Genomic DNA, 26,785 nt, shown 5'->3' with positions numbered 1-26,785 from the left:
GGGCAGCGGGCGAGGCTGCGGGCGGCGGAGGGGTGAACGTGGAGGAAACGCACGCATCGTGATCGGGCGGATTCGGGTGGCTACCGTTCGGCGCACGGGTGACGTGGCGTCCGCCGCGTCGCGTGGCAACCTGTCGCATCCCTCGGGCAGGATGCACGACGTGCACCGCCAACGGTACGACCAGCCGACCGGAGACCGCCGATGACCGACGATCAGCTCGACGGGACCGGCGAGGGTGTCGGCCGGGTGCTCGGCACCGCCGACGCCACCCCGCTCACCTTCTGGACCGCCGTCGCGCCGGGCAGCTACCTGCAACTCGACGACGTGGTGGTGACCCGTCGCGACCTGCCCGACCGTGAGCCGGTGACGATCGCCGGGGTGGTGACCCAGGTGCGCGCCCGGCACGAGGGGGCGCAGTTCGACTCCGACGTCTTCGCCATCGCCGACGGCACGCTGCCGGCGCAGGTGCAGGAGGCGGCCGAGGTGACCACCACGCGGGTCGACCCGGAGTTCTACGTGCCGCCCACACCGGGCGCGGTGGTGCACCGGGCCGAGGGTGACGCGCGGGCGCGGGCGCTGCACTTCGACCGGATGGAGCGGCGGATCCCGATGGGGATGGGCCGCGACGGCGTGCCGGTCTACCTCAACGCCGACTTCCTCGACGGCACCCGGGGCGCGCACGTGTCGATCTCCGGCATCTCCGGTGTCGCCACCAAGACGAGCTTCGCCACGTTCCTGCTCTACTCGGTGTTCCGCTCCGGTGTGCTGGGCGGCGACGCGGTGAACGCCAAGGCGCTGATCTTCAACGTGAAGGGCGAGGACCTGCTCTTCCTCGACCACCCGAACAGCCGGCTCGACGACCCGACCCGGGCGGCGTACGCGAAGCTGGGCCTGGACGCCGGCGCGTTCCCGGACGTACGGGTGTACGCCCCGCCGCGGGTCGGCGACTCCTCCGGCACGCCGGATGTGAGCAGCCGGCTCACCGGCGTGGACAGCTTCTACTGGACGCTGTCCGAGTTCTGCGCCGACCGGCTGCTGCCGTACGTGTTCGCCGACGCCGACGACGAGCGCCAGCAGTACACGATGGTGGTCCACTCGGTGGCCGCGCACCTGGCCCGCTACGCCCAGCCCGCCGACGGCGGGGTGAGCATCGACGGGGTGCGGCTCGGCTCGTACGCGGACCTGGTCGACCACGTGGTCGAGCAGCTCAACGACGACGAGACGCGCGGCGAGTGGGCCGGCAGCGCGGTCGGGCTGGGCACCGTCAACGCGTTCGCCCGGCGGCTGATCGGCAGCAAGAAGGACCTGGGCCGGTTGATCCGTGGTGACCTGGCGACCCGTCGCCCGCACTCGATCAACACGGCGGAGAGCGCCCAGGTCACAGTGGTCGACCTGCACAACCTGCCGGATCGCGCGCAGCGGTTCGTGGTCGGTGTGACGCTCAAGAGCGAGTTCGAGCGCAAGGAGAAGGCGGGCACCGCCAAGCCGCTGCTGTTCGTCGTGCTCGACGAGCTGAACAAGTACGCGCCGCGGGAGGGCTCGTCGCCGATCAAGGAGGTGCTGCTCGACATCGCCGAGCGGGGCCGCTCGCTGGGCGTGATCCTGGTCGGCGCGCAGCAGACCGCCAGCGAGGTGGAACGGCGGATCGTCACCAACTCGGCGATCCGGGTGGTGGGCCGGCTCGACCCGGCCGAGGCGTCCCGCCCGGAGTACGGCTTCCTGCCGCCCGCCCAGCGGCAGCGGGCGCTGCTGGCCAAGCCGGGCACGATGTTCGTCAACCAGCCGGACATCCCGGTGCCGCTCTGCCTGGAGTTCCCGTTCCCGGCGTGGGCCACCCGGGTCTCGGAGGCGGGCCGCGCGCCCTCGGAGACGCTACGGTCGATCACGCAGGCCGCCGATCCGTTCGCGGTGGTCGGCTCCGGCTCCTCCGACGACGACATCCCGTTCTAGGCGGCACCCAGATGAAGATCCTGCACACCTCCGACTGGCACGTCGGCAAGGTCCTCAAGGGGCAGTCCCGGGCGGAGGAGCACAAGCAGGTCCTCGCCCAGGTCATCGAGATCGCCCAGCGTGAGCAGCCCGACCTGGTGATCGTCGCCGGTGACCTGTACGACACCGCCGCGCCGACCCCGGAGGCGACCCGCCTGGTCACCCGGGCGCTCACCGCGCTGCGGCGTACCGGCGCCGACGTGGTGGCGATCGGCGGCAACCACGACAACGGCGCAGCGCTGGACGCGCTGCGCCCGTGGGCCGAGGCGGCCGGGATCACGCTGCGCGGCAGCGTCCGGGAGAACCCGGACGAGCACGTCGTCGACGGGGTCACCGCCGGCGGGGAGCGCTGGCGGGTCGCCGCGCTGCCGTTCCTGTCCCAGCGGTACGCGGTGCGCGCGGTGGAGATGTACACGCTCACCCCGGCCGAGGCCAACCAGACGTACGCCGACCACCTGGGCCGGGTGCTGGAGCGGCTCGCCGAGGGCTTCACCGAGCCGGACCGCGTGCACCTGGTCACGGCGCACCTCACAGTGGTCGGGGCGAGCACCGGCGGCGGTGAGCGGGACGCGCACACGGTGCTCGGATACGCGGTCCCGGCGACGGTCTTCCCGGGCAACGCGCACTACGTGGCGCTGGGTCACCTGCACCGTTCGCAGCGGGTCATCGGCCCGTGCCCGATCCGCTACAGCGGCAGCCCGCTCGCCGTCGACTTCGGCGAGCAGGAGAACGTCTGCTCGGTGACGATCGTGGAGGTGACAGCCACCACGGCCGCCCGCATCCGCGAGGTGCCGGTGCCGGGCGCGGTGCCGCTGCGCACGGTACGCGGCACGCTCGCGCAGCTCGCCGAGATCGAGGCGCCGGAGGGCTGGCTGCGCGTCTACGTCCGGGAGCAGCCCCGGGCCGGGCTGCGCGAGGAGGTGCAGGAGCTGCTGCCCCGGGCGCTGGAGATCCGGATCGACCCGGAGCTGGTGCCCGCGCCGGGCAGCGGGACACGGACTGCCCAGCGGGCCGGCCGGTCGCCGGGCGAGTTGTTCGGCGACTACCTGGACAGCCGCGGGCACGCCGACGAGGGTGTCCGGGAACTCTTCGACGAGCTGCTCGAGGAGGTGGAGCACTGATGCGGCCGATGCGGCTGGACATGGCCGGGTTCACGGTGTTCCGCGACGAGACCACTGTCGACTTCACCGACGCGGACTTCTTCGCGCTGGTCGGGCCGACCGGTTCGGGCAAGTCGACGGTGCTCGACGCGATCTGCTTCGCGCTCTACGGCACGGTGCCGCGCTGGGGCGGCGCCCGGGGGCTGGCGAACGCGCTGGCACCGTCGGCCACCGAGGCGCGGGTCCGGCTGGTCTTCGAGTCCGCCGGGGACCGCTACGTGGCGACCCGGGTGGTCCGCCGGGACGGCCGGGGCACGGTGAAGACGGCGAACGCCGGTCTGCAGCTCATGCCGCCGGGGTTCGACGTCACCAAGCTCGACACCGGGCTCAGCCCGGAGGATCTGGGCGAGGTGGTGGCGGGCACCCCGGCCGAGATGGAGCAGGCGGTGCTGGACGCGGTGGGGCTGCCGTACGAGCAGTTCACCTCCTGCGTGGTGCTGCCGCAGGGCCAGTTCGCCGACTTCCTGCACGCCAAGCCGGCCACCCGCCAGCAGATCCTGGTGAACCTGCTCGGGCTGGGCGTCTACGAGTCGGTGCAGAAGAAGGCGGTCGAGCGGGCCGGGCAGGCCGAGGCGAAGCTGGAAACGGTCGACAAGATGCTCGGCGGGCTCGCCGACGTCGACGACGAGAGTCTGACCGCCGCCCGGGAGCGGGTGGACGCGATGCGGGAACTGGCCGCGGCGGTCGCTGCCGCCGTACCCGAATGGGAGCGGGCCCGTGCGACGGCGGGCGAGCGGGCCGCGGCGCTGGCCGCCCTCGACGCCGAGCTGGGTGTGCTGGCCGGAGTGCGGCCGCCGGACGGCACCGCCGAGCTGGCGCGGGCGGTGGCGCAGGCCCGGGTGGCCGCCGACGAGGCGGCGGCCGCGGTCGGGCTGGCCGAGGAGCGCGAGGAGAAGCTGCGCGGGGAGCTGGCCGCCGCCGGTGACGAGAGCGCGCTGCGGCTGCACCTGAAGGCGTACGCGGACCGGGACCGGCTGACCGCGGAGGCGGCGACGGTCCGCGCGGCGGTGGACGCGGCGCGGACCGAGCACGACGCGGCGGTGGCGGCGCTGGCGGCGGCGCGGGCGGACGCGCAGCGGGCCGAGACGGAGCTGGAGTCGGCGTTCCGCGCGCACGAGGACGCGAAGGCCGCCGACCAGGCGGTCGCGTTGCGGGCGCACCTGGTCGGCGGCGCGCCGTGCCCGGTGTGCGAGCAGACGGTCACCACGGTGCCGGCGGTGCCGAAGGGTTCGGCGGTGAGCCGGGCGATCGAGGCGGGCAAGGCGGCGCGGGCGGCGAGCGAGGCGGCCAAGCGGGTCGTGCAGGAACGCGACACCGCGGCCCGTGACTCCGACCGGGTGCTGCTGCGCGCCCGGACCCAGCACGACCAGCTCGGTGCGCGCCTGGCCGAGCTGGACGAGCAGCTCGCGGACGCGCCGGCGCCGGAGCGGCTGCGCGAGTCGCTGACCGAGCACGCGCGGCTGCGGACCGCGCTGGAGGAGGCGGCCGGCGCGGTGCGGGCCGGCCGGGAGGCGGCCCGGCGGGCGCGGGGCGCACTCGACGCCGCGCAGGAGCGGCTGCGCCGGGCCTGGCGTGAGTTCGACGCGGTACGCGACGGGCTGGCCCGGTTCGGTCCGCCGGCCGCCGACCGCGACGACGTGGCGGCGGCGTGGGCGGCGCTGGCCGGCTGGGCGAGCGAGCAGGCGCAGGCGCGGCGCGCGGACCGCGACGGGCTGGCCGACTCGGTGGAGGCGGCGCAGCGGGCCGCGGCCGAGGTCGCCGACGCGATCGCCGCGTTGTTCACCGCCGCCGGGCTGGACGCGCCGCAGGACGCGCCGCGCGACGTGGCGGTGGCGGTGGAGCGAGCCGAGGCGGAGTTGCGCCGCCTCGACGAGCGCCGCGAGCAGGCCGCCGAGCTGCGGGAACAGCGGGCCGGGCACGAGCACGAGGCGCGGGTGGCGCGGGCGCTCGCCTCGCACCTGCGGGCGAACAACTTCGAGCGCTGGCTGCTCACCGAGGCGCTGGACCTGCTGGTCGACGGCGCGTCGGGGATCCTGCGGGAGCTGTCCGGCGGGCAGTACGACCTGGTGCACGACAAGGGTGAGTTCTTCGTGGTCGACCACCACGACGCCGGGCTGCGGCGCGGGGTGCGGACGCTGTCCGGTGGGGAGACGTTCCAGGCGTCGCTGGCGCTGGCCCTGGCGCTGTCCGAGCAGCTCGCCGGCATGTCCACCACCGCCGCCAGCCTGGAGTCGATCGTCCTGGACGAGGGTTTCGGCACGCTCGACGCGGCGACGCTGGACACGGTCGCGGCGACGCTGGAGAACCTGGCCGCCCGGGGCGACCGGATGGTCGGCGTGGTCACCCACGTGCCGGCGCTGGCCGAGCGCATCCCGGTCCGGTTCGAGGTCCGCAAGGACGCGCGGACGGCCCGCGTGGAACGGACCGGCCTGTGACCGGCGCGTCCCGGCGGAGCGCCGCGTGACCGGGCCGTCGCCGGCGTTCTTCGTCGACGCCTGGGATCCGGCGTACGGCGCGTCGTTCGAGGCGGCCGGTGGCGCCGGTCCGGCCGCGCCGAGCAGCGCCCAGGTCGACGCCGACGTCGAACTGCCGGCCACCGACTGGCGGGCGATCGGCCCCCGCGCGGACGTACGTGCGCCGGATGTGGTGCTGCTCGTCGACGGGGTGCGCCGGATCGACGCCAGCGTCTGGACGGCCGAGGAGGACGGCGGCTCGTTCCCCGGCATCGCCGCCTCGTACGCGGCCGGTGTGGTGCGCTGCGACCTGGACCGGGGCGCCGCCGAGATGGCCGGTGCCCGGGTGGGGCGTGGCCTGTTCACGGCGAGCCCGTCGGCGCAGGACGTGGTCGCCGGGACGGTCCGTTACCCGGTGCACCGGGTCAGCGGCACCGGCGAGCTGAGCAAGCTGCCCGCGGCGGTGCAGGCGCCGCTGACCGCGCTGGAGGTGGCCGTCTCCGACGCGGTACGAACCGACGGCGACCTGCTGGTGGTGGACGGGCCGCTGCGCAGCCGGCGCAACCTGCCGCGCACGCTCGGGTACATCAAGACGCAGCACAGCCAATACCTCGACGGGCGGCTCACCGCCGTGGTGACCGGGCTGGCGCCGGGCGAGCGCTGCCCGGTGTTCCGGCTGGGCACGGCGTGGGGCGGCTGGTCGTGGTATCTGCGGCTGCCGGTACGCGCGGGCGCGCCGTGGGCGGGCATCGTGCGGGTGGAGTGCTCGGCCGACCTGACCGTGCCGGAGGCGATCGCGCTGGCCGACCTGTCGCTGGTGACGCTGCCCCGGTTCGCCTCCACCCCGTACAAGGATCCGCGCGCCCCGCAGAACCTGGTGCCGATCGCCGGGCTGGAACGCCGGCTGCGCGGGATGCTCGGCGATGCGCGGCTGCTGCACCGGGTGCTCACCGCCGCGGCGCGCGGGATGCGGCGCTGATGGGCCGGCGACGCGACTCCGACCGGGTGGTGGCCGACGTCGACACCGGCCGGGCCGAGCTGGTGCCGGACGCCGACCGTGCGGGCTCCTGGACGCTGCTGCTGGACGGCGCGCCGCAGTCGCATGTGGACCTCGGCGACCCGTCGCACCTGGAGTTCGAGTACGTCCGGCGGCTCGCCGCCGCGCTGGACCTGGTGGCGCCGGCCGGGACGCCGCTGCGGGTGCTGCACCTGGGTGGTGGCGCGCTCACACTGCCCCGCTACGTGCAGGTCACCCGGCCCGGTTCGACGCAGCGGGTGTCCGAGGTGGACGGCGCGCTGGTGGAGCTGGTCCGCCGTGAGCTGCCCTGGCCGTCGGATCCGCGCTTGAAGGTCCGGGTGGCCGACGCGCGGGCGACGCTGACGTCGAGCCGGGACGGCGCGTACGACGTGATCGTGGCCGACGTGTTCGCCGGCGCCCGTACCCCCGCGCACCTGACCTCGGTGGAGTACGCCGCCGAGGTGGCCCGGGTACTCGCGCCCGGCGGCAGCTACCTGGCGAACGTGGCCGACGGCCCGCCGCTGCGGCACGCCCGCGCCCAGGTCGCGACGGTGCGGACCGTGCTGCCCCGGGCCTGCCTGGTGGGTGACGCGGCGGTGCTGCGCGGCCGGCGCTACGGCAACCTGGTGCTGGTGGCGTCCCGGGTGGAGCCGCCGGTGCCGGAGCTGACCCGGCGGGCGGCGGGCGACTGGTTCCCCGGCCGGGTGCTCGCCGGTGCCGAGCTGGACCGCTTCACCGGCGGCGCGGCGGTGGTCCACGACGCGGACGCCGTCGACTCCACTCCCCCGCCGCCGGGAATTTTTTCCGTCAAACGTTGATCCGATCGGCTGATCGCTGCGTATCACCGGGCGGCCATGCCCGTGGGGGGCCGGCTGATGTCATTGGACAGCGGAGGTCTGCATGCATGCGGTGGCGGCCGGCTGGCACGGCGAGGTGGCGCGGCCCGAGTGGATGTTCGCCCGGGCACAACCACACTCGCGCGCCTCGCGTTCGGGCCGGGGGGTCGACGCCCGGTCCGCCGATCGCCAGAATGACCCGGTGCCGCCGCGACCCGCTCCCGGACGCCACCAGGCGACCTCCGCCGAGGCCAGCCACTCCGACCAGCTGATCCGCCTGCTGTACGCCGAGCACGCCGGCCCGTTGCTGATGTTCGTGATGCGCCTGACCGGCGGGGACCGGCAGCGCGCCGAGGACATCGTGCAGGAGACGCTGCTGCGGGCGTGGCGCAACGCGCACCGGCTCGGCGTGCAGGGCCAGGGCTCGCTGCGCCCGTGGCTGGTCACGGTGGCCCGGCGGATCGCCATCGACGAGCACCGCAGCGAGCAGGCCCGCCCGCCCGAGACGTACGACCGGGATCTCACCATGTTCGCCGAGTCGGACAGCACCGACCGGGTGCTGCGCACGATGACCGTAGCGGACGCGCTGCGTACGCTGAGCCAGTCGCACCGGGAGATCCTGGTGGCGACGTACTTCCGGGGACGCACCGTGCCGGAGGCGGCCGAGGAGTTGGGGCTTCCGCTGGGTACCGCCAAGTCGCGGGTCTACTACGCGCTGCGCGCGCTGCGCACGGCTCTGCAGGAGAGGGGGGTGACCGAATGAGCCGGGCCGATCACATGGACGTCGCCGCGTACGCGCTCGGCGTGCTGGACGCGCAGGACGCGGAGCGGTTCGAGGAGCATCTGGCCACCTGCTGGGCCTGCGCTGCGGAACTGGAGACGATGGTCCCGGTGGTGGGGCTGCTCTCCGGCATCGACGGCGAGGCGATGGCCGCGCTGGAGCAGACGCACACCGATCCGGCGCTGCTGGACCGGACGCTGGTGGCGGTACGGCGGGACCGGCGTCGTACCCGGGTGCGGCAGTTGCTGGCCACAGCGGCGGCAGTGGTGGTGTTCGGCGGCCTGAGCGGGGTCGCCGCCGGGATGCTCGGCGACGATCCCGCGCCGCCGCAGGCGGTGCCGACGCCGGCCGCGCCCAGCGTCGCGCCGAGCGGCGAGCCGGGCAACCCGAACGACCCGGGCGTCGGCGGGGAGCCGATCGAGGGCGACCAGCACAACGCGACCGACCCGGGGACGGGCGTGCAGACGACGATGTGGCTGGCCCGCAAGGAGTACGGCACGCAGATCGCGGTGCAGCTCAGCCGCCTGCCGGGGCCGCGCACGTGCCGGCTGGTGGTGGTCCGCAAGGACGCCACCAGCGAGGTGATCTCCAGCTGGTCGGTGCCGGTCGGCGGCTACGGGACGAACCAGAACCAGCTTCCGCTACAGCTGAGCGCGTCCACGTGGACCCCGGTGCGAGACATCGACAAGCTCCAGGTGCAGTCGGTCGACGCGAACGGGGTGGCCAGCACGCTGGTGACGGTGGACGACATCTGATCGAACGCGAAGCGGCGCCGGGTGGCTGGGCCACCCGGCGCCGTCGTGTCGTGCCCGGCCGGCGGACCCCCTCGTGCTGACGCACGCGCGGCGACGCCCATCGGTTCAATCGGTCCACTGTGAAATGTGCCACCCCTGCGGGTTCAACCTTGACAGCGCCGCGCCCGTACTACTCGGCGAACTGCCAAGAACGAGGAGGGCACGTGGCACACCACAAGCGGACGACCGTCATCGTCGCGAGCGCGATGGTCGCACTTACGGCCTGCGCCCCAGCAGGCTACAACGGGGCGAACTCGGGCGCGGCCGAGCCGGTCGCCGTCGCCGCGGCCGAACCCACCGCGGCGGCCGAACCGGAGGCGTCGGCGGCTCCCGAGGAGGAGCCGGTAGCGGACAAGGCGCCCCCGGCCAACGTGAAGATCACCGACGAGCTGGTCGGCAAGAAGTTGCCCCGGATGGGCCGCGTCGTCACCGACCAGGACGGCTGGGTGCTGTACCGGTTCGACAAGGACTCCGACGATCCGCCGCAGTCCAACTGCGTGGACAAGTGCGCCGAGGTCTGGCCGCCGTCGCTCACCGACGGCAACCCGAAGCTGCAGGGCGTCTCCGACGACAAGGTCGGCACCATCACCCGCCAGGACGGCACCCGGCAGCTCACCATCGGCGGCTGGCCGGTCTACCGCTACATCGGCGACAAGAAGCCCGGCCAGTGGAAGGGCCAGGGCGTCGGCGGCACCTGGTTCGTGGTCGACCCGAACGGCAAGAAGAACCTGACCTGCCTGCCGACCGGCACGCCCAAGGCGGTCGCGCCGCCCGCGGCCGGCAGCTCCTCCGGTGGCGGCTCGGACTACTCGTACTGACGCACCAGGACACGGTGACCGGTCGCCGCCGGGGAGGGCGCGGCCGGTCATCGTCGCGAACCCCGGGAGGCGGGCCGCACCGGCATCGGCCCGCCTCCCGGCCAGGCGTGCCCGGCGTCACGGCCGGGCCGCGTGGCAGAGTGGCCTGGTGACCTCGCCCGACGCCCGCCGTACGCTGCGCCCGCCGGCCGGCTACCGCCTGGCCCCGTCGGTGCGGGCGCTCACGTTCAGCCCGTACGACCCGTGCGCGCGGATCGCCGCCGGCACGTTCTGGTGGGCCACCCGCACCCCGGACGGCCCGGCCACGCTGGCGCTGCGCCCGGAGGCCGGCGAACTGACCGCCGAGGGGTACGGCCCGGGCGCCGGCTGGGTGGTCGAGCGGGCCGACCGGATCGCCGGGCTGCGCGACGACCTGACCGGGTTCGCGGCGCTCGCCGGCGCGCATCCGCTGGTGGCCCGCCTCGCGCACACGCACCACGGGCTGCGGATGCCCGCCACCGGCCAGATCTTCCCCCGGCTGCTGCGGGCCGTCTTCGAGCAGAAGGTCACCGGCAAGGAGGCGTACCGGGCGTACGCCGCCACCGTGCGGCACTTCCGCGAGCCCGCCCCCGGCCCGCTGCAACCCCTGCTGCTGCCGCCGGAGCCGGCCGCGGTGGCGGCCACGCCGTACTGGGTGTTCCACCCGTTCGGGGTCGAGCAGCGGCGCGCCGACACGCTGCGCCGCGCGGCGGCCGTCGCGGACCGGCTGGAACGCTGCGCCGACTCGGCCGAGGCCACCCGGCGGCTCACCGCGATCCCCGGTATCGGGCCGTGGACCGCCGCCGAGGTGGTGCGCATCGCGTACGGCGACCCGGACGCGGTCAGCGTCGGCGACTACCACGTGCCGAACACCGTCGCCTGGGCGCTGGCCGGCGAGCCGCGTGGCGACGACGCCCGGATGCTGGCGCTGCTGGAGCCGTTCCGGGGCCACCGCGGCCGGGTGTGCGTGCTGCTGGAGGCGGCGGGCGTGCAGGCGCCGAAGTACGGCCCGCGCGCCCCGATCCGCTCCTTCGCCCGCTACTGACCGCTCAGCGCCGCCGGCACAGCCGCCGCAGCGTGCGCCCCAGCCACCAGGCGTACGCCCGCTGGAAACCGAGCACGACCGGCCCGCCGGCCCGCACGTACCAGTGCGCCGGGCGGCTGAACGCGGTCACCTCGAACCAGACGCCGTCGGCGCCCCGGGTCACCAGGAACGCCTCCTCACCGACCTCCGGGTGCCCGGGCAGCGTGCCGTAGCCGAACCCGGCCCGATCCGGCTCGTCCACCGTCCACACCACCTCGGTCGGCCCCCACAGCCGCACCGGGCCGACACCGAGCCCGGGCGTGACCCGAACGCCGGGTGCCGCGCGCGGCGCGTCCGCGCGCATCACCACGCCGGCGGCGCGGTGCAGCCGCCAGCCCAGCACCGCGTCCGCCGCCACCGGGAAACCGCCGTCCGGCAGCCGGACCCGGTGGCGCAGGTGGTGGTAATCGGCCGGCAGGCCGCCGTCGCGCGTCGCGCCCACCTCCGGGTACGTCAGCTCCGGCACGCCTGTCACCTCCACGCTCATGGGAACACCCCCGCCAGCGTACGGCCGCCCGGGAGCGCTGTGGTGAGCTGAGCCGGTGACCGACGTGACCATCGCCCCCGCCGGCCCCGCCGACGCGGGCGAGATCCTCACCGTGCAGCGTGCCGCGTACCTCGTGGAGGCGCAGCGCTACCGCGACGTGTTCCTGCCCCCGCTGACCGAGACGCTGGACGAGGTACGGGCGGCGCTGGCCGGCCCGGACGTGGTGCTCGCCGCCCGGCGCGGCACCCGCCTGGTCGGCTCGGTACGCGCCCGCCTCGACGGCGACACCGCCCACGTCGGCCGCCTCTCGGTCGCCCCCGACCAGCAGGGCCGGGGCGTCGGCGGGCGGCTGCTGGACGCCGTCGAGCACGCCTGCGCGCACCGGGTGACCCGGTTCGCGCTGTTCACCGGCGCGGACAGCGCGGCGAACCTGTCCCTGTACGCGGGCCGCGGCTACCGGGTGGTGGCGCACCGGCCGGACGAGAACGGCAACCGCCTGGCCGTGCTGGAGAAGACGGTCCCTGAACCTCCGGACGGCGCCTGAGCGGGCGCTCCGGCCCCGGTCAGCGGGCCTCGCAGCGGTGCCCGAGGCCGTCCGCCTCGGTCAGTTCCGCGCACAACGGCGCCTGAGCCCGTCCGCCTCCTGCCGCAGGTAGCGGCGCATGGTGGAGCCGCCGAGCAACCCGACCAGCCAGGCCAGCGGACCGGTCTGCACCAGGATCAGCTCGGCCCGGGTCCGCCCGTCCTCCAGCGGGATCAGCCGGTGCTCACCCCGGGTGCGCACGCCGGGGCTCGCCGACTCCCAGGCGAACGAGTACGGCGGACAGATCTCCACGACCCGCCACACGGCCGGGCGCAGCCGGGGCTGCTCCAGCCGGGCCGTCGAGCCGAGGAGCAGCGGACCGGGCTCCAGCCGACGGGCGGCGGTGACCGACGGCGTCCACTCGGGCCAGCGCTCGACGTCGCTCTGCACCTCCCAGACCCGGTCGACGTCGGCGGCGATCTCGACGGACTCGGCGAACCGCATGGGCTTCTTCCCTCCCCCGTGGACGGTCCACTCAGGCTATGCCCGCCCTCCGCTCGCGCGCCGCCCCGCCCGCCGGCCCTCGCCCTCGCTCGCCCGCTCTCGTCGATCTTGGAGTTGTGGCGCCCAGGATGTCCGTTCGGCGAAGTCTATGAGGTGCCACAACTCCAAGATCGGCGGTTCGCCCGGGCCGGAGATGCCCGGCCCCAGGGGTCACCCGGCGTTCCGCCGCTCGGTGCCGGCCGACAGGCGGTTCGCCCTGGCCCGGGTCAGGCGGCCTCGTGGAGATCGGCCAGGGAGACCGGGGCGTACCGCTTCAGCAGGTGTTCCAGCTCGGCGACCGAGCCGACCTCGCCGAGGACGTTCGCGCCGCCGCCGTGCTCCGGCGGGTAGCGGTGCGACAGCCGGTAGCGGTAGCGGCCGCGGACCAGCTCGACGCTGACCCGCCAGCGCCCGCAGCACTCGCAACTCCACTCCGGCACGCCGCGACGGTAGCTCTGACCTGCGGTTCCACCATTCGGGCGGCGGTGACGAACGCGGCCGGGACGGGACACGCCACCCGGCCACCGGCGGTGATCTGCCTCACCACTGTCGGTGGGGTCTGGTTGACTGGTCGCCGTGGACCTGCCGATCAACCCTCCGGTCGAGCCGATGCTCGCCAAGAGCGTCGCCGAGCTGCCCACCGACGCCGGTCTGACCTACGAGCCGAAGTGGGACGGCTTCCGCTGCATCGTGTTCCGCGACGGCGACGAGGTCGAGCTGGCCAGCCGGGGCGGCAAGTCGATGACGCGCTACTTCCCCGAGGTGGTCGAGCAGGCCCGCCGGCAGCTCCCGGCCCGGTGCGCGGTCGACGGCGAGCTGATCGTGATCCGCCGGGACGGCCCGGGTGGGCAGCCTCGGCTCGACTTCGAGCTGCTGGCCCAGCGGATCCATCCGGCCGCCTCCCGGGTGAAGCTGCTGGCCGAGACCACCCCGGCCGACTTCGTCGCGTTCGACCTGCTGGCGATCGACGACGAGCTGCTCGTCGACCAGCCCTATCCCCGGCGGCGGGAGCGGCTGGAGCAGGCGCTGTCCGGGGTGCGCCCGCCGGTGCACGTGACGCAGGTGACCACCGACCCGGAGACGGCCCGCCGCTGGTTCGACGTGTTCGAGGGCGCCGGGCTGGACGGGCTGATCGTCAAGCCGGCCGACCTGCCGTACGAGCCGGGCAAGCGGCTCATGTTCAAGGTCAAGCACGCCCGCACGATGGACGCGGTGGTGGCCGGTTTCCGTTGGCACAAGTCCGGTCCGGTGATCGGCTCGCTGCTGCTCGGCCTCTACGACGACGACGGCGTGCTGCACCACATCGGCGTCAGCTCCTCATTCACCATGGCCCGCCGCAAGGAGCTGCTCGACGAGCTGGAGCCCTACCGCGACGTCGGCGGCGAGCACCCGTGGGTGCACGGCGACCACGAGCGGGGCCAGCGCATCCCGGGCGGGGTGAGCCGGTGGACCGGCGGCAAGAACCTGGAGTGGGAGCCGCTGCGTCCGGCACTGGTGGTCGAGGTGGCGTACGACGCGATGGAGGGCGACCGGCTGCGGCACACCGCCCGGTTCCTGCGCTGGCGACCCGACCGTGATCCCCGCTCCTGCGACTACGGCCAGCTCGACCGCCCGATCCGTTACGACGTCGACGAGGTGCTGCGCGGCGATCCGGCGGCGACGGTCGGCGACACCCGCGGCCGGGCGTAGCCTGACGGTCGACACGATCATGGAGGGCGCCCACGTGACCCGCTTCCCCGAACGGACCCGCCGGTTCCGGCCCGTCCTGGCCGCGTTCGTCGCGGCGGTGGTGCTCACCGCCGGCTGCACGCTGCCGGCGTTCGCCCCGCGCGCCGAGAGCAAGGGCGAGGCCGCCCCGCCGGGTACCGCGCCGGAGTGGCGGGCCTGCCCGGAGGTGCCCGACGAGCTGGTCGGCCGGGGCGCGGCGGACATGCGCTACGACTGCGCCCGGATCGCCGTGCCGCGCAACTGGGGCACCGGGGCCACCACCGGCGCGACCGCCGGGCCGGGCGCCGGTGAGACGTTCGAGATCGCGCTGATCCGGGCCCGCTCGACCAAGCAGCGCGACCGGATCGGCTCGCTTGTCATCAACCCGGGCGGTCCCGGCGCGTCCGGCGTCGACACCGCCGTCTACCTGTCATTCGGCCCGGCGTTCGGCGGCCTGCCGACGGCGATCACCGACCGGTTCGACATCGTCGGCTTCGACCCGCGCGGGGTGGCCCGGTCCAGCCCGGTCAAGTGCATCTCCGACGCCGACCTGGACGCCAGCTTCGGCTACGACCCCGACCCGGAGAGCCAGTCGTCGTTCGACGGCTTCGTGGGCCTCAACCGGCGGGTCGGCGAGCGCTGCGGCGCGAAGTACGGCGACCAGCTCCCGCTCTACGGCACCGAGCAGGCCGCGCGGGACATGGACGCGGTCCGCGCGGCGGTCGGCGACGACAAGCTCACCTACCTCGGCTACTCCTACGGCACGCTGCTCGGCGCCACCTACGCGCAGCTCTACCCGCAGCGCGTGCGCGCCCTGGTGCTCGACGGCGCGGTCGACCCGCAGCAGAAGCTGATCGCCGGGTCGGAGAGCCAGGCGAAGGGCTTCGAGCGGGCGTTCGACAACTTCACCAGGTGGTGCGCGGCGAACGCGGGCCGCTGCCCGATCGCCCCGGACGCCCGCGGTGCGGTCACCGACGCGATCGCCAAGGCGAAGAACTCTCCGGTACGCGCGCAGGACGGCCGCAAGGCCACCGCCGGCTGGGTCTTCTACGCGGTGATCTCGTCGCTCTACACCGAGCAGGGCTGGCAGGAGCTGGCCCGGGCGATCGACGACCTCCAGGGCGGCGACCCGGACGGCGTGTTCAAGCTGGCCGACGCGTACGCGGGCCGCGAGCCCGACGGGCACTACTCGAACCTGTTCGACGCCAACCTGGCTGTCAACTGCGCCGACGAGACCGAGAAGCCGTCGCGCGAGCAGGTCCGCTCGCTCCAGTCGCAGTGGCGGCAGAAGTATCCGCTGTTCGGTCCCGCCCTGGCGGTGGGGATGCTGGGCTGCGTGGAGTGGCCGGGCGAGCGGGATCCGTATCCGACCGGCCGGGCGAACGGCGCCCCGCCGATCCTGGTGGTCGGCACCACCGGTGACCCGGCCACGCCGTACGAGCAGACGCCCGCGCTCGCGTCGATGCTCGGCGTGGGACGGGTGCTGACCTGGGAGGGCGAGGGGCACACCGCCTACCCGCAGACCTCGTGCGTGACGTCTGCGGTCGACGCGTACCTGATCTCGCTCACCGTCCCCCGGGAAGGGCTGCGCTGCCCCGCCCGGTGACGGCGTGACCGGCGGCCGGGGTCCGGACGCCGGCCGGGCCGGCGGTCAGCCGGCGGCCGGGGGCGTCCAGCCCTCCGCGATGTGCCCGATTCGGACGCGCTGGGGGTGGTCGCCGACCGGGACGCTCGCGACCTTCTGCCCGGTCGCGAAGTTGATCGCGGTGACCTGATCCGCGCCGGATTCGGAGATCACGCAGTCCCGGCCGTCCCCGCTGACGGTGGCCCAGTACGGCTTGCTCGCCGGCACCAGCGGCCCCTCCCGCAGCGTGGCCCGGTCCAGCACCGTGGCGTAGTCGTCCATGGTGCCGGCGACGCAGATCCGGGTGCCGTCGGGGCTCATCGACAGGCCGTGGTGGCGGGAGTCGTTGACCCAGGTGGTGCGGTCCTCGCTGGTGGCCGGGTTCTTCGGCAGCGTGGCGACGCGGGTGACCCGGTCGGTGGCCACGTCGTACTCGACCAGGCCGTTGAAGAAGGACACCTGGAAGTAGAGCCGGCTGCCGTCGGGGGTGAAGACGGCGGGACGAACCGCGTCGGAGAGGTCCCGGCGGCCGGCGGCGTCCAGCCGGTCCCGCATGTCGATCACCTTGACCACCTGGTACGTGCCGGTGTCGGCGACGGTGATCCGGCGGTCGCCCTTGGTCCAGTCGAGCCACGGCGCGTCCAGGTCGGTGTTTACCTCGCCGATGGACATGTTCCACAGCCGGGTGCCGCCGTCGGTGTAGATGTTCTCGTGCGGCTTGTCGCCGGCGCCGAACGAGCCGAGTTGCGCGCCGGTGCGGATGTCCAGCACGTGCACCGTGTTGGAGGTGGAGGCGGAGACCGCGACCCGGGTGCCGTCCGGCGAGACGGCCATGTGGTCGGCGCGGTAGCCGGAGACCGGGAACCGCCAGCGCAGCGCGCCGGTGGCCAGGTCGATCGAGACGACGTCGGCGAAGCTGGGCCGGGACACCACCAGCGCGGTGCCGTCCGGCGTGGTGTACATGTCGTCGATGAGCTGGTCGTGGCCCTCCCCCGGGCCCTGCCGGATGCCGAGGAAGAACGCCAGCTTGATCGGGTTGAGGTAGATCTCGCGCAGCCGCGCGGCGCGGTCCGGGATCACGTTGATCCGGCCGAGCCTGGCGTAGTCGCCGCGGGACCGGATCACGTCGGCGGTGCCGTCCCAGTTGTTGCCGACGAACATCACCTCCTGGAGCGCTGCCGCGGCGGCGGCCGGCGCGGGCGCGGTCACCAGCGGCGCCGGCGCGACCAGGGCGAGCGCGGCCAGCACGGCCAGGCCGGCACGGCGGCGGGTACGGGACGGGTGCTGTGGCACGGGTGTCATGGACGCCTCCTGGCAGCCGGTACGACATCGACGTTTCTCAGTGGCGCGAGCGGTGTTACCTTGCGGTAACAACCAGGAGAGCAACCGGCCGCCCGCCCGGGCTAGGGACCTGACGCCAACGCCCGCGCGGCCCGGTTGTGCCGCGTCGACAACCGGAGGGCGGCGGACGCCGATGACCCGGATCGGACAGGCCCCGACGTTCGGCGCGCTGCTGCGCGACCTGTCCGCCGATCCGGCCGCCGTCGACGAGGTGGCGCGGGCGGCCCGCGCGGACTCCCCCGAGGTGGCCCGGCTGCCGGCCGACGAGGTACGCCGCCAGGTCGTGCTGCTGCTGACCAGCGGTCTCGGTGCGCTGGAACGCCGTGAGGACCCGGCCGGACGCGACTTCGCCGAGGCGCGCCGGCTGGGCGCGGACCGGGCCGCGCAGGGCGTCTCCGTCGCCGGGCTGCTGCGCGGGGTGCAGGCCGGGCGGGACCGCGCGGTGGAACTGGTGGTCCGGCACGGCCGCGCCGCCGGCATCCCCGACGAGGTGCTGCTGGAGGGGCTGCTCACCATCGGCCGGTACGCCGCGGCGGTGGAGCGGGCGGTGGTCGACGGGCACCGCGGCGCTGAGCGGGAGCTGGCCCGTACCGGCGCGGCGGCTCGGGCGCACCTGCTGCGGCGACTGCTGCGCGACGGCCCCGCGGGCCTGTCCCCGGCCGAGCTGACCCGGTTCGGGCTGCGGCCGGACGGGCGCTACCACTGCCTGGTGGCCGCGCCACCGGACCCGGTTCGGGCGTACGCGCTGCACCGGCAGCTCACCGCGCGGGGCGGCCTGCTCGGCACGGTCGGGGACCGGCTGGCCGGGCTGCTGCCGCGACCGCCCGACGCCGCACCGGCCGACCTGCTGACGCTGGTGGCGCCCGCGCAGCCGCTGGCGCGGGCCCCGGCCATGTACGCGCTCTGCCTGGCGGCCCTCGCCACGGCGGCGAACCGGCGGCTGCGCGGGCTGCATCAGGTCACCGACCTGGCCGGGGAGACCGCGCTCGCCGCCCAGCCGCTGCTGGCCGAACTGCTGCGCGGCACGCTGCTCGGCGCGCTCGACCCGGCCGACGAGTTCCACCGGGAGCTGGCGGGCACCGCGCTCGCCTGGCTGCACCACGGCCAGCGGCTGGACCAGACGGCCGCCGAGCTGCACGTCCACCCGAACACGGTGCGCTACCGGCTGCGGCGGCTGCGGGAGCTGACCGGCGGGCCGCCGGTCGAGGAGGGGGCGCGGTGCACGGTGCCGGAGACCGTGCACTGGTGGTGGGCGCTGCGGAGCTGGCTGGACGACGGCTGACGCCGCCCGGGCCACACCGGCGCGCGACGCTGTGCCAGGCTGGCCCGGTGACCGAGGTGATCTTCCGGGAGGCGGTCCGCGCCGACCTGCCCGCCGTGCTCGCGCTGCTCGCCGACGACGTGCTGGGCCGTACCCGCGACCTGCCCGAGGTGGACGAGGCGTACGAGCGTGCCTTCGCCGACCTCGACGCCGACCCGCGCAACCATCTGATCGTCGCCGACGACGGCGGGGAACTGGTGGGCTGCTTCCAGCTCACGTACATCCCGGGGCTGGGCCGGCACGGCGCCGAACGCTGCCTGATCGAGTCGGTGCGGGTCCGCTCCGACCGGCGCGGCCGTGGTCTGGGCCGGACGATGATGCGCTGGGCGATCGACAGGGCCCGGGAGCACGGCTGCGCGCTGGTGCAGCTCACCACCGACAAGCAGCGCGCCGACGCGCACCGGTTCTACCGCGACCTGGGCTTCGTGGCCAGCCACGAGGGCATGAAGCTGGCGCTCTGACCCGGCACCGGGCCGCCGCCCGGAGGCGCGCGGCCCGGCACCCGGATCAGTCCTCCGACACCAGCCGGCCGTCGCGCAGTGTGAGCGTACGGTCGGCCAGCTCGATCAGCGCCGGGTCGTGCGTGGCGACCAGCGCGGTCATGCCCCGGGCGTGCACCACAGCACGCAGCAGGTCCATGATCGACCGCCCTGTCTCGGAGTCGAGCTGACCGGTCGGCTCGTCGGCGATCAGCAGGTCCGGCTCGTTAGCCAGCGCCCGGGCCACCGCCACCCGCTGCTGCTGGCCGCCGGACAGCTCGTACGGGCGCTGCGCCGCGTGCCCACCCAGCCCGACGAGTTCCAGCAGCACCGCCACCCGCTGCTCCCGCTCGGCCGCCGGCACCTTCGCCAGCCGCAGCGGCACCCCGACGTTCTCCGCCGCGGACAGGATCGGCACCAGGCCGAACGTCTGGAACACGAACCCGATGGTGCCCCGGCGCAGCGACAGCAGCTCCCGCTCACCCGCGGCGGTGACGTCGTGCCCGGCCACCCGGATCCGCCCGGCGTCCGGCCGGTCCAGGCCGCCGACCAGGTTCAGCAGCGTGGTCTTGCCGGCGCCGGAGCGGCCCCGGACGGCGACCAGCTCGCCGCGTCCCGCAGTGAACGAGACGTCCCGTACGGCGTGCACGGCGTGCTCCCCCTTGCCGAAGGTGCGGCTCACCCCCTCGACCCGGACCACGTCGTCGACGGCCGTCCCCGGCTCCGCCGGCAGCACCACTGTCTGGTCGGTCATCACTCACTCTCCTCGGCGTGCGTCCGGTCGCCGGGGCGCACCTCGACGTGGTCGGGTTCCAGGTTGAGCCGGACCCGGTCGCGCAGGGACAGCGCCTCCACGAACTGCGCCGGCAGTTGCATCCGGCCGGTGCGGTCGAGCACCGCGTACTCCTCGCTGACCATCTCGGTGCCGCCGTCGGCGGTGACGCGTGCGGTCCGGCGTACCTCGGAGGCGGTCCGGCCGTCGCGGATCGCGACGGTACGGCGGACCTGGCCGGCCACGGCGTGGTCGTGGGTGACCACCACGATGGTGACCCCCAGTTCGGCGTTGATGGTGCGCAGCGCGGCGAAGACCTCGGCGCCGGTGGCCTCGTCCAGCTCACCGGTCGGCTCGTCGGCGAAGAGGATCTCCGGGTCGTTGGCGACCGCCACGGCGACCGCGCAGCGCTGCTGCTCGCCGCCGCTCATCTGGCCCGGCCGGCGGTCCGCGCAGTAGCCGACGCCCACCATGTCCAGCAGCTCGCGGGCCCGTTCCCGCCGCTTGCGCCCGCCGCCGGCCCGTCCGGCGAGCTTCATCGGCAGTTCCACGTTCTCCAGCGCGGTCAGGTACGGCAGCAGGTTGCGGCCGGTCTGCTGCCAGATGAACCCGACCACGTCCCGCCGGTACGCGAGCCGCCGCTTGTTCGACAGCGACAGCAGGTCGTAGTCGGCGACCCGGGCGATGCCGGCGGTCGGGGTGTCCAGCCCGGACAGGATGTTCAGCAGCGTCGACTTGCCGGAGCCGGACGCGCCGACGATCGCGACCAGCTCGCCCCGGTCGATGACCAGGTCGAGGCCCTGGAGCGCGACGACCTCGACGCCCTCGGTCTTGAAGATGCGCACCAGGCCGTCGCAGACGATGTGCCCGCGCAGCCGGTCGCGCCCGCCGGCCCGTTCGGCGGCCCGCTGGGCGGCGCGCTGTTGCAGCGACGCCAGGTCCGGTACGGCCGACGACGGTTCGTCACGCGGCGTGAGACGCGCCGGGCCCGGGTGGCCGGAAGCGGTCGCGGTCATGTCAGCTCTCCTCTCCGAGCCGCAGCACCTCGCCGAGGCGCAACCGGCGGTTGTTCACGGCTTCCACGGTGATCGCGAAGCCGAGGGCCAGCATGGCCAGGACCGACACCCCGGCCACCAGGCCGGGTTCGAAACTCGGGCGCACCTCCACGCCCCCGGTGAAGGCGGGCAGCCCGAGCACCGGTGTGAGCAGCAGCGGCAGCAACGCGCCGACCACCGCCCCGGTGAGCACCGACACCAGCACCAGCGGCGTCAGCTCCACCATCAGCAGGCCGCGCCACTGCCGGCGGGACAGGCCCATCGTGCGCAGCCGGGACAGCACCTGCCCGCGCGAGCGGGCCCCGGCGAGCACCGCGAGCGCGAGTCCGAGCAGCCCCAGCGCGGCGCCGCCTCCGGCGCCGAGCACGAAGCCGAACACCAGCAGGCCGTTCACGCCGGTGCCGCCCAGGTCGGCGCGCACGGCCGCCCGGGTCGTCACCTCCGGCGCACGGGCCTTGTCCCCGGCGTCGACACCGCCGATGCGCAGGTAGCGCCGCTGCCCGTCCCGCGCCACCCGGTCCACCTCGGCCGCGTCCACGCCGGACCCGGCGAGCACGAAACCGGTGGGCGCGAGCTGGTGCGGCGCGTCGGCCGGCAACGCCGGCCACGGCAGCACCACGAACCGGCGTACGCCCTCGCCGACGAGCGCGAACCCGTCGACCGTGGCGGCGGTCCGCACCGGCAGCCGGTTGCCCTGCACGTCCAGCCAGGCGGGCCGCTCGCCCCGGGCGTCGGCGAGCCCGGCGTCGGCCAGTTCCTCGGCCACCGCCGGGGACACCAGCGCCGGCAGCGGCGTGCTCCCGTCGGTGCGGGCCCACACCGGGTCGGGCACGTCCACCGGTACGCCGGCCTGCCGTGCCACGTCGGCGAACCGTTCCCCGTCCACGAGCACCACGCGCAGCTCGGTGATCGGGGCGGGGCGTCCGGCGCGGTCGGCGTACGGGCGTTCGGCCGGCACGGTGAGCAGCGGCGCGACGGCGCGTACCCCGGGCAGCCCGGCCAGCTTCTCCGCGGTGTCCGGCGTGAAGCGCTCCCCGCGTACCAGCAGGTCACCCGGCACGGCCTGGGCGGCGGCGGTGTCCCGGCCGGTCTCGATGCCGGTCGCCACCACGCCGCAGAACGCGGCGGTGGCGACGGCCAGCACCACCACGACGAGCGGCCCGGTGCTCGCGGCCCGGCCCGCCCGGGCGGTGCCGAGGAACGCGACGCTGCCACGCGCCCGGGCGGCGACGCGGCTGACCAGCCGCAACGGCCAGGGGTACGCGCGCAGCGCCAGCAGCGCCGCCGCGATCGCCAGCAGCACCGGTACGGAGACCAGCAGCGGGTCCACCGAGCCGGCGGTGAGCCCGCGGCGGCGCAGCAGGAACGCGCCGAGCACGGCGAGCCCGAGCACGACCACCTCGACGGTGAGCCGGACGGCGGGTGACCGGCCGCCCAGGTCGGCGCGGCCACCGGCCCGGCGGCCGACGGCGAGCGCGGCGAGCGGCGGCAGCAGCGTGGCCAGGAGCCCGGCGATGACCACCCAGCGCCACGACGCACCGGTGCCGGGCAGCAGCCCGCCGAGCAGCCAGCCGATCCCGGCCGCGGCCGGCAGCACCAGCAGCGACTCGGCCAGGCCGCGGCGCAGCACCGCGCCGGTCGAGCCGCCGCGGGCCCGGATCAGGTGGAACTCGGCGCGGCGGCGGCGCGCGGCCAGCCGGGCGGCGAGCAGCGTCAGCCCGGCCAGCGTGGCGAGCAGCCCGGCGGCGATGACCGCGAGCAGGGTCTGCGCGGCCGCGAGGGAGTCGGCGAAGCGCCGCAGCGGGATGTCCACGCCCTGGCTGAGCGTCGCCACGGCGGGACGGCTGCGCTCCAGCCCGTCGACACCGGCGATGAGCGCGTCGAGGCGGCCCGGTTCGAGCCGGTCCGGGGCGATCCGGTACCGCCAGCCGAAGCTCACCGGCCAGCCGGTCGCGACGGCCTCGTCGACGCCCCGGTCGGCGGTGTAGGCGACGCCCACGAACGGGTCGCCGTCGCCCTCGGGCGGGGTGAGCTTCAGCATCGACGGAAGCGTGTCCCAGACGCCGTCGGCCGGGTCGTTCGGCCGCCACACGCCGACCAGTGCGACCGGGAGGGACTTGAGCACGTTGTCGTCCTGGTCGAGGATCAGGAGCAGGAACCGGTCGCCGGTCTTCACGCCGAGCGTGCCGGCGATCGTCTCGGCGAGCGTCACCTCGACCGTGCGGGCCGGGGCGACGGGGCGTTCCGGCCACCGCCCGTCGACCAGCGTGGCCGCCTCCTTGATGCCGGTTCCGGCGCGCAGGTGCACGTCGATGAGCCCCTTCTCGGGGGCGAGCGTCGGGCCGCGCAGCCGCCCGGGCACGCTCTGGGCGACGTACCAGCGCTCACCGATGGCGTCGTGTACCTCGGCGGGCATCGCCTCCTCGATCCCCGCCAGCTCGGCCGCGTGACCGGTCACGGCGGTCCGGGTCGACGGCGGGAACGCGGTCGGCGCGGTGCTGTACGTGAGGTCGCGGCGGGCCACCGGCTGCCCTGCGACGTACTCGGTGAGCCCCTGCCCGGTCAGCCGGTCGGCGACCCGGGGCACGCCGGTGATCAGCAGGGCGGTCACCAGGGTCAGGACGGCGAGCAGCAGGAACTGCCCTCCGTATGCGCGTACCCGGCGCGCGGCACCAGGAAGGCTCATCGTTCTCCTCCGATCCGGAGCTGCGCGGCGGCGACCCGCTGGCGGATGCCTGTGGTGATGAGGGCGGCGAAGGCGAGCGCGGCGAGCAGCAGCCCGGCGGCTGTCGTCCCGATCGGCAGCCAGGGCACTGTGAAGGCCGCCTCGGGCACCGGCCGGCCGGCGGCCGGGGTGAGGATCACCAGCGGCACCATGGTGGCCGCGACGAGGGCGCCGACGAGCATCCCGACGCCGACGCCGATCGCGGCCAGGAACGTCTGTTCCGCGAGGTACGCGCGGGCCAGCAGCCGGGTGTTCGCGCCGAGCGTGTTGAACACGGCGAACTCGGTCAGCCGGCGCCGGGTGGTGGCCCAGACGTCGACCGCCAGGCCGACCAGGGCGAGCAGCACCGAGCCGAGCGCGGCGGCCAGCAGCCCGGTGCGCGCGCCCTGCCAGTACGGGTCCTCGGCGGCCTCCGCGGCCACCGCACGGCGGTCCAGCAGCACCGTGCCGCCGGTCGGGGCGAGCGCGTCAGCGGCGGCGGTGTGCCCGCCGGGCGTGGTGCCCAGCCACCACTCGGCCACCGGCCGGACGCCGCCGCTGCGTTCGAGGAGCTGCGTGGTGGCGGTGGGCAGGTCCAGCAGCACCCCGTCGCCCCCGGTGCCGGGGATCGCGGCGACCTGGCCGACCACAGTGACCTCGACCGTCACCTCGGCGACCGACAGCTTGACGGTGTCGCCGGTCTTGAGGCTCATCGCGGCGGCGACGCCGGGGGTGACGAGCACCGGCACCGGACGGTCCGGCGCCTGCGGCACCAGCGCGAACCGGGACGAGGGCACCCGGGCGAACTGCAACAGCCCGGCCGGCACGTCGAAGCCCTGCGTCCCGTCGATCCGGGTCGGGCTCGCCTTGGCGGTGCCGCGCGGCCCGGAGCCCGGGTCGATCACCCGCCAGGATCCCTCCACCGGCACCGGCAGGACCCCTCCGTCGGCGTCGGTGAGCCGCAGCTCGTCCAGGAGCAGCCGGTAGGAGCTGCCGGTGGCGTCGCCGCCGTCGGCCTCGAAGCCGGCCAGGCGCAGCGGGGCGCCGCCGCTGTCGGGCACCGGCACCGAGAAGCGCACCGGCTTCCCGTCGCCGTCGGCCTCGGCCAGCCGGACCCGCCAGGTGGCCCCGGCGTCGGTGGTGAACAACGCGGTCACCGTCACCCGGGGCCGGTCGTACATGCTGTCGACAGGCGTGCGGACGGTGCCGGACAGCGTCTTCGCCCCCTCCGGCACAACGCCGCCGGCCGGCGCGGTCCGGCCGTTCGCGAGCCGGTCCAGCAGGGTGCCGGTGGACGCGTCACCGCCGGCGTCGTCGAGCCGGATCATCCCCTTCGCGGCGGCGGCGTCGAACGCCACCACTGTCGCCGGCCGAGCCTCACGGCCCAGGCGTACGTCGTCGCGCCAGGCCGGCAGCACCCGGTCGACGCCGGGTACGGCGGCCAGCTGGGCGGCCCGGTCCGCGGGGGCGGTGCCGTCCCGTTCGGTCAGCCGCAGGTCCGCGCCGACCGTGTGCTGCGCCTGGTCGCGCTGCGAGCGTTCCCAGGAGGCGACGAGCGACCAGGCGAGCGTGCTGCCGCCGACGGCGAGCGCGAGCAGCAGCACCGGACCGGCGTGCGGGCGGCGGCCCGCCTGCCACATGCCGAACATGGTGGCGTTCCACGTCCGGCGGTCCACGAATCGTTCCGCGATCCGGGTGGTCGGCGGCAGCAGCCGCAGCGCGATCACCGCACCGGCCAGCACGCCGATGGTGGGCGCGGCGGCCAGCAGTGGGTCGATGCCGAGGCTGCCGTTCGCGCCGGCCAGCGGCGAGGAGTACTGCCGCAGCTGGGTCCAGGCGAGCACGGCGAGCGCGACCAGCACGATGTCCACGCTCGCCCGCTGCACCGCCGCTCCCCGGGAGGGACGGGACCGGGCCGCCATGTCGGCGACGTAGGTGCCGGCCCGGCGCATCGCCGGCAGCACCATGGCGAGCAGGCAGCCCACCGCCGCGCCGACCGCGACCATCCACACCCGGGCCAGGTCGCCGTCGGCCAGCCCCAGGTCCGCGCCCAGGTAGTGGATCGCCTGCCCGGTCAGCGCCGGGGCCAGCAGCAGCGCCGGCGCCACCACGAGCGTCGCCTCGCGTACGGCCAGCCCGGCGATCTGCCCCCGGGCCGCGCCCCGGGCCCGCAGCAGCGCGGTCTGCGCCCGCCGGTCCTCGTTGAGCAGCGCGGCCACCAGCACCAGCGCGTACCCGCCGAGCACCACGATCAGCAGCAGCGGGGTGAGCAGCGCGGACCGGCCCACCAGGTCGGCCCGGCTGAGCCGGTCGACGAGCCGGTCCAGGTGGCTGACCTGCTGTGTCGAGGAGCCCAGGCCGGTGGCCTCGGGCAGCTTCCCGGTGATCTCGTCCAGCGCTGTGGTCACGGCGGGCAGCCGGGCCGGCTCGACCGCCACCAGGTCGGGGTCGACCACCCAGGCCGCCGAGGTGGAACCCGGGAAGGTGCGGGCGAAGTCGGCCGGGTCGAGCGCGAACGGCCCGTACGAGGTGATCTCCGCGTCGCCCTGGCTCTCCCCCACCCCCGGGGCGAGCCGCCAGTACGCCTCGGCGGCGTCCCGGGGCCGCCACGTGCCGACGACCACCACCGTGCCGGCGCGCTCCGCGCCCCGGTCGTACAGCGGCACCCGCTCCCCGACCTCCAGGCTCAGTTGCGCGGCCACCTTCTCCGGCAACGTCACCTGCAACGGGTTGCTGCCGGGCACCGGCCACGCCCCGGCGGCCAGCTCGGCGTGCGCGGGCAGGTCGTCGAGCGTGGCCAGGTTGGCGAACATCGGATCGTCGTCGGTACGGGCGGCGCCCACGTCACCGGTCAGCTCCCGCCCGGTACCGGAGCGGGTCCCGGCCACGGTGACCGGAGCGCCGCCGAGCCCGTTCGCGAACTGTGCCCGTACCGCCCGGTCCCGCTCGGCGAACGCGGCGGCGTCGGCACCACCGGAGCCGCTGATCAGCAGGCTGCGTTCCTCGGCCGGGGCGGCGTCGAGCACCGCGCGAGCGCCCGCCTCGACCGCACGGCGGTTGTAGTCGGAGAGCCCGGTGACCAACGCGACCGCGACGAGTGCCGCGACAGCGGCGGCGAGCAGCAGCCCACGGGCCTCTATCGCCCGCCTCCACACCAGCTTCATCCGACGTCCTCTCCTGGCCCCGGCGGGCCGATGCCGAGAGAGAGCAGTGAAGCCCCGGAAAAGGTTCGCGCCCGTTACATGATCGTTATCGGTCCCCCCACCCCGCCGCCGCCC

The 26,785-nt window shown here is 75.2% G+C and carries 22 protein-coding genes; 14 read left to right on the top strand and 8 right to left on the bottom strand.

Annotated elements, in window-relative coordinates; all coding sequences use genetic code 11:
• Positions 1-201: 201 nt before the first annotated feature.
• From ABD52_RS22540 to ABD52_RS22500, 9 genes are all read left to right on the top strand, one after another.
• Positions 202-1,950, top strand: coding sequence for an ATP-binding protein (locus ABD52_RS22540; RefSeq protein ID WP_047893137.1), 1,749 nt, complete (start codon positions 202-204; stop codon positions 1,948-1,950).
• 11 nt (positions 1,951-1,961) lie between these two features.
• Positions 1,962-3,110, top strand: coding sequence for an exonuclease SbcCD subunit D (locus ABD52_RS22535; protein WP_047893136.1), 1,149 nt, complete (start codon positions 1,962-1,964; stop codon positions 3,108-3,110).
• Positions 3,110-5,584, top strand: a complete 2,475-nt coding sequence (locus ABD52_RS22530) for an AAA family ATPase (protein WP_047893135.1) — start codon at positions 3,110-3,112, stop codon at positions 5,582-5,584. The genes ABD52_RS22535 and ABD52_RS22530 overlap by 1 nt, the downstream gene beginning before the upstream one ends.
• 25 nt (positions 5,585-5,609) lie before the next feature.
• Entirely contained in the window at positions 5,610-6,581 is a 972-nt protein-coding gene (locus ABD52_RS22525) for a hypothetical protein (RefSeq protein WP_047893134.1), read from the top strand.
• Positions 6,581-7,438: a spermidine synthase gene (locus ABD52_RS22520; RefSeq protein WP_047893133.1), complete on the top strand. Its 858-nt coding sequence runs from the start codon at positions 6,581-6,583 to the stop codon at positions 7,436-7,438. The genes ABD52_RS22525 and ABD52_RS22520 overlap by 1 nt, the downstream gene beginning before the upstream one ends.
• An 82-nt stretch (positions 7,439-7,520) precedes the next feature.
• Positions 7,521-8,219 (top strand): sigma-70 family RNA polymerase sigma factor, encoded by a 699-nt coding sequence (locus tag ABD52_RS22515; RefSeq protein WP_047893132.1) that lies wholly within the window; start codon positions 7,521-7,523, stop codon positions 8,217-8,219.
• Positions 8,216-8,992, top strand: a complete 777-nt coding sequence (locus ABD52_RS22510; RefSeq protein ID WP_047893131.1) for an anti-sigma factor — start codon at positions 8,216-8,218, stop codon at positions 8,990-8,992. Before ABD52_RS22515 ends, ABD52_RS22510 begins: the two co-directional genes overlap by 4 nt.
• 203 nt (positions 8,993-9,195) lie before the next feature.
• On the top strand, positions 9,196-9,849 hold the full coding sequence (locus ABD52_RS22505; protein WP_047893130.1) for a lipoprotein: 654 nt from the start codon (positions 9,196-9,198) through the stop codon (positions 9,847-9,849).
• A 148-nt stretch (positions 9,850-9,997) separates the two neighbouring features.
• On the top strand, positions 9,998-10,912 hold the full coding sequence (locus tag ABD52_RS22500; protein WP_047893129.1) for a DNA-3-methyladenine glycosylase: 915 nt from the start codon (positions 9,998-10,000) through the stop codon (positions 10,910-10,912).
• Between the two features lie 4 nt (positions 10,913-10,916).
• Here the strand turns inward: ABD52_RS22500 and ABD52_RS22495 are convergent, their stop codons facing one another.
• Complete coding sequence (locus ABD52_RS22495) at positions 10,917-11,438, bottom strand: DUF1990 family protein (protein ID WP_047893128.1); 522 nt, start codon at positions 11,436-11,438, stop codon at positions 10,917-10,919.
• A gap of 55 nt (positions 11,439-11,493) precedes the next feature.
• Here ABD52_RS22495 and ABD52_RS22490 point away from each other — a divergent pair, with 55 nt between their 5' ends.
• Positions 11,494-11,982 carry a GNAT family N-acetyltransferase gene (locus ABD52_RS22490; RefSeq protein WP_047893127.1) on the top strand — a complete coding sequence of 163 codons (489 nt, stop codon included), beginning with the start codon at positions 11,494-11,496 and terminating at the stop codon, positions 11,980-11,982.
• Positions 11,983-12,042: 60 nt separating this feature from the next.
• On the opposite strand, the gene ABD52_RS22485 is transcribed toward ABD52_RS22490, so the two are convergent.
• Together ABD52_RS22485 and ABD52_RS22480 are read right to left on the bottom strand one after the other, a co-directional pair.
• Positions 12,043-12,465 (bottom strand): SRPBCC family protein, encoded by a 423-nt coding sequence (locus ABD52_RS22485; RefSeq protein WP_013284841.1) that lies wholly within the window; start codon positions 12,463-12,465, stop codon positions 12,043-12,045.
• A gap of 266 nt (positions 12,466-12,731) precedes the next feature.
• Positions 12,732-12,944: a hypothetical protein gene (locus tag ABD52_RS22480; protein ID WP_013284840.1), complete on the bottom strand. Its 213-nt coding sequence runs from the start codon at positions 12,942-12,944 to the stop codon at positions 12,732-12,734.
• 136 nt (positions 12,945-13,080) lie between these two features.
• On the opposite strand from ABD52_RS22480, the gene ABD52_RS22475 reads away from it, so the two are divergent.
• Together ABD52_RS22475 and ABD52_RS22470 are read left to right on the top strand one after the other, a co-directional pair.
• Complete coding sequence (locus ABD52_RS22475; protein WP_013284839.1) at positions 13,081-14,193, top strand: ATP-dependent DNA ligase; 1,113 nt, start codon at positions 13,081-13,083, stop codon at positions 14,191-14,193.
• A 34-nt stretch (positions 14,194-14,227) separates the two neighbouring features.
• Complete coding sequence (locus ABD52_RS22470) at positions 14,228-15,817, top strand: alpha/beta hydrolase (RefSeq protein ID WP_082171368.1); 1,590 nt, start codon at positions 14,228-14,230, stop codon at positions 15,815-15,817.
• Between the two features lie 45 nt (positions 15,818-15,862).
• On the opposite strand, the gene ABD52_RS22465 is transcribed toward ABD52_RS22470, so the two are convergent.
• Positions 15,863-17,137 (bottom strand): YncE family protein, encoded by a 1,275-nt coding sequence (locus ABD52_RS22465; RefSeq protein ID WP_047893125.1) that lies wholly within the window; start codon positions 17,135-17,137, stop codon positions 15,863-15,865.
• A gap of 172 nt (positions 17,138-17,309) precedes the next feature.
• Here ABD52_RS22465 and ABD52_RS22460 point away from each other — a divergent pair, with 172 nt between their 5' ends.
• Both ABD52_RS22460 and ABD52_RS22455 read left to right on the top strand, forming a co-directional pair.
• Complete coding sequence (locus ABD52_RS22460) at positions 17,310-18,458, top strand: helix-turn-helix domain-containing protein (RefSeq protein WP_047893124.1); 1,149 nt, start codon at positions 17,310-17,312, stop codon at positions 18,456-18,458.
• A 47-nt stretch (positions 18,459-18,505) separates the two neighbouring features.
• Positions 18,506-18,958 carry a GNAT family N-acetyltransferase gene (locus tag ABD52_RS22455; RefSeq protein WP_013284835.1) on the top strand — a complete coding sequence of 151 codons (453 nt, stop codon included), beginning with the start codon at positions 18,506-18,508 and terminating at the stop codon, positions 18,956-18,958.
• A 46-nt stretch (positions 18,959-19,004) separates the two neighbouring features.
• Here the strand turns inward: ABD52_RS22455 and ABD52_RS22450 are convergent, their stop codons facing one another.
• The 4 genes from ABD52_RS22450 to ABD52_RS22435 are packed head-to-tail and all read right to left on the bottom strand — an operon-like array spanning position 19,005 to position 26,671.
• Positions 19,005-19,730 (bottom strand): ABC transporter ATP-binding protein, encoded by a 726-nt coding sequence (locus tag ABD52_RS22450; RefSeq protein WP_047893123.1) that lies wholly within the window; start codon positions 19,728-19,730, stop codon positions 19,005-19,007.
• Positions 19,730-20,764 carry an ABC transporter ATP-binding protein gene (locus tag ABD52_RS22445; protein ID WP_047893122.1) on the bottom strand — a complete coding sequence of 345 codons (1,035 nt, stop codon included), beginning with the start codon at positions 20,762-20,764 and terminating at the stop codon, positions 19,730-19,732. Before ABD52_RS22445 ends, ABD52_RS22450 begins: the two co-directional genes overlap by 1 nt.
• Before the next feature lies 1 nt (position 20,765).
• Entirely contained in the window at positions 20,766-23,489 is a 2,724-nt protein-coding gene (locus ABD52_RS22440; RefSeq protein ID WP_047893121.1) for an FtsX-like permease family protein, read from the bottom strand.
• Positions 23,486-26,671, bottom strand: coding sequence for an FtsX-like permease family protein (locus ABD52_RS22435; protein ID WP_047893120.1), 3,186 nt, complete (start codon positions 26,669-26,671; stop codon positions 23,486-23,488). Before ABD52_RS22435 ends, ABD52_RS22440 begins: the two co-directional genes overlap by 4 nt.
• Positions 26,672-26,785: the final 114 nt, after the last annotated feature.

This window comes from Micromonospora sp. RV43 (assembly GCF_001029515.1).
In the GTDB taxonomy this organism is placed as follows: domain Bacteria; phylum Actinomycetota; class Actinomycetes; order Mycobacteriales; family Micromonosporaceae; genus Micromonospora; species Micromonospora aurantiaca.
Note: the sequence above shows the minus strand (reverse complement) of the source record. Positions and strands in the feature narration are given on the sequence as shown.